The organism is Cellulomonas septica (assembly GCF_012396155.1).
GTDB classification, from domain to species: Bacteria; Actinomycetota; Actinomycetes; order Actinomycetales; family Cellulomonadaceae; genus Cellulomonas; species Cellulomonas septica.
Genome location: NZ_JAAXOY010000494.1, coordinates 1 through 2,762, shown reverse-complemented (window position 1 = coordinate 2,762; position 2,762 = coordinate 1). Strand labels below are relative to the sequence as shown.

The following is a 2,762-nucleotide window of genomic DNA, read 5'->3' as shown; positions in this document are numbered from 1 at the left end:
CCGCACGACGTCCGGCGCCCCCGGCAGGGCCTCCAGGTCGTGCAGCAGCGGGCGCAGGCGTCGGCGGGCACGCGTCGGACGACCCTCGGCGTTCTCGGTCTCGGCGCGCACCAGCGCCTCGGCGAGGACGTCGACGGTGGGCGGCCCGGCGGCCGCCGGGCCGCCCGGGTCCGACATCGGTGCCTTAGAGCTCGATCTGCGGGGTCACGATGGGCACCTGCGGCTCCTCCGGTCGCCGCAGGACGAGCCGCGCGGGGCCCCGCTCGACGTCGGAGAACGAGAAGCGGCCGTCCGCGTCGGACGTCACCGTCGTCACGTCACCGGACTGGTGCAGCTCCACCGAGAGCTCGCTCGCCGGTGCGGCCCAGCCGTCGACCCGCACGCGGTCCGCCTCCGGGTGCACGGAGATCATCACCGTGAGCACGTCCGTCGTGAACGTGATCGTGCCGGCCTCGATGCTCGTCTCGTCCGCACGGACCGCGAGCGCCGGCTCGCCGACCAGGTGCAGCTCCGCGAGCTCGGCGTGCAGCGCCTCGATCGTCAGGGCCATGCCGATGCGGTCGACCAGGCCCGCCGGGACCGGGTCGGACGCGCCGACCAGCGACGCGAGCTGCTGCAGGATCTCCACGTCCGCCACGTCCAGCGAACCCGCGGCGACCAGGGCGAGGGTGCTCTCGTCGGTGCTCATGACATGCTCCAGGCGGGGTCGTTGGAGAGGGCGAGGCGGAGCTTCGCGAGACAGCGGCCGCGGGTCGGGCCGATGCTCCCGACCGGCATCCCGAGCGCCCGGGACACCACCGTGTAGTCGGGCCGGTCGACCAGCGCGACCAGCCCCAGGAGCCGACGGCAGCGGTCCGGCAGCGTGCCGACGTGCTCCCAGAGCACCCGGTCGCGCTCGGAGCGCACCGCGACGGTGTCCGGCCGGTCCTCGGCCGGGGCCGAGAGCCAGTCGGTCACGTGCTCGTCCTGCTCGTGCCGCACCAGGTCCTCGCGGGTCCGCCGCACCGCACGCCACGCCGCCCGCTTCGCGGTGACGAGCATCCACTGCAGCGTCGCCCGCGGGTCGCGGATCGACTCGATGTCACGCACGAGGGTCAGCCAGACGTTCTGCACGATGTCCTGCGCCTGCTCCGCGTCCACGCCCTGGGCGCGGACCGTGTGCCACAGCAGGGGCGTCATCACGTGCACGAGCGCCGCCAGCGGCGCCCTGTCGCCGTCGCGGTACGCGACCACGGCCCGGGCGGCCTGGTCGGCCAGCCCTTCTCCCTCGCGGAGCGCGGCGTCCACCGGCTCCACCAGGTCGTCACTCATCATGGACCCCTCACAGGCTGGCCTCGTCGGGCGGCCGCGCCCCTGACACAGTAGGGCGGCCCGGACAACCCCGACAAGGACGACACGGACAGCTGACCGGCTCCGCCGCGGACCGGGTGCGCTCCCGTCCCGCGCGCCTGCGAGCGCCCGTCCCCCCGTGCCGGGGTCGCCCCTCAGGAGCGGGCCTCCCGCCACCAGATACACGTGCACCAAGATTTCTTCCCCGGACGTGTATCTGGGCAGGCCGCGGGCGCTCCTCGCCAGCACCCGCCCGAGCTCACGCCGTCCGGTCCGCCCCCGCGGCGACGGCGCCGGAGCGGGTCGGGACCGTGGACTTCGAACCGAGGAGACGCACGACATGACCGAGCAGGACAGCGCGCCCGAGCCCCTCAGCCGGGAGCAGATCCGCCCGACGAAGCGCACCCACGAGGACTCGCTCATCGCCCGCCCGGGCGTCGTCGGCGTCGACATCGGCGAGAAGTGGTCCGACGGCCGGCCCACCGGACGGCAGGCCATCGTCGTCCACGTCACCCGCAAGCTCGACGCCGCCGACCTCGACGACGACCAGCGGATCCCCGCCGCCATCGACGGCGTCCCCACCGACGTCGTCGAGCACCGCGTCGTCCTGCACCACGAGGCCCCCGCCGTCGACGACGTCACGACCCTCATGCGCGGTCGCGTGCGGCCCCTCGCCGGCGGCATCAGCATCGGCCCCGTCGACCCCGTCACCATCCAGGGCGCCACCTCCGCCGAGCTGCGGTCCGTCAACGGCACGCTCGGCGTCGTCGTCGTCGAGCGGCACACCGGCCGCGCGCTCGCCCTCACCAACTGGCACGTCGCCGCCGGCGACGGGCTCGAGGACGTCGGGAGCCGCTGGGTGCAGCCCGCGCTCGCCGACGGCGCCGCGCGCGGGGACCAGTTCGGCCTGCTCGTCCGCGGCACCCTCACCGACCGCATCGACGCCGCCGTCGTCGCCATCGCGCCCGGTGCGGCGTGGGTGCCCGGCGTCGTCGGCATCGGCGCGGTCACCGGGTCCGCCCCCGCCGTCGACGGCTCCGTCGTCCGCAAGCACGGCCGCACGACCGGTCTGCGGACCGGGCGCGTCGTGTCCACCGACTTCACGACGTCCGTCGACTTCGGCCCCGGCATCGGCTGGCGCACCCTGCGGGACCAGATCCGCGTCGAGCCCGACGAGGGACAGCCGTCGTTCTCCGCGGGCGGCGACTCCGGGTCCGTGGTCGTCGACGAGGACGGCAAGGTCGTCGGGCTGCTGTGGGCCGGTGAGGGCGACGGCTCCTTCTCCGTCGCGAACCCCATCGCCGCGGTCCTCTCGACGCTCGGCGTCGACGTCGCGACACCCGCGTCCGTCCGCGCCGCGCGGGCCCGCCAGGCGGCGCTCGCGCGTCGGGCTGGCCAGCTCCGAGCCGCGCAGCAGCGCGCGACGGGTGGCC

At 75.3% G+C, this 2,762-nt stretch carries 3 protein-coding genes; 1 reads left to right on the top strand and 2 read right to left on the bottom strand.

From position 1 onward, the window contains the following. Positions 1–184: 184 nt before the first annotated feature. Positions 185–688, bottom strand: a complete 504-nt coding sequence (locus HGA02_RS15600) for a carboxypeptidase regulatory-like domain-containing protein (protein WP_124342751.1) — start codon at positions 686–688, stop codon at positions 185–187. After that, entirely contained in the window at positions 685–1,311 is a 627-nt protein-coding gene (locus HGA02_RS15595) for an RNA polymerase sigma factor (protein WP_225915920.1), read from the bottom strand. The genes HGA02_RS15600 and HGA02_RS15595 overlap by 4 nt, the downstream gene beginning before the upstream one ends. A gap of 358 nt (positions 1,312–1,669) precedes the next feature. Between HGA02_RS15595 and HGA02_RS15590 the strand changes: the two genes are divergently transcribed. Beyond that, positions 1,670–2,762: chymotrypsin family serine protease (locus HGA02_RS15590; protein ID WP_246247882.1), on the top strand; the 1,093-nt coding region annotated here is incomplete at its 3' end.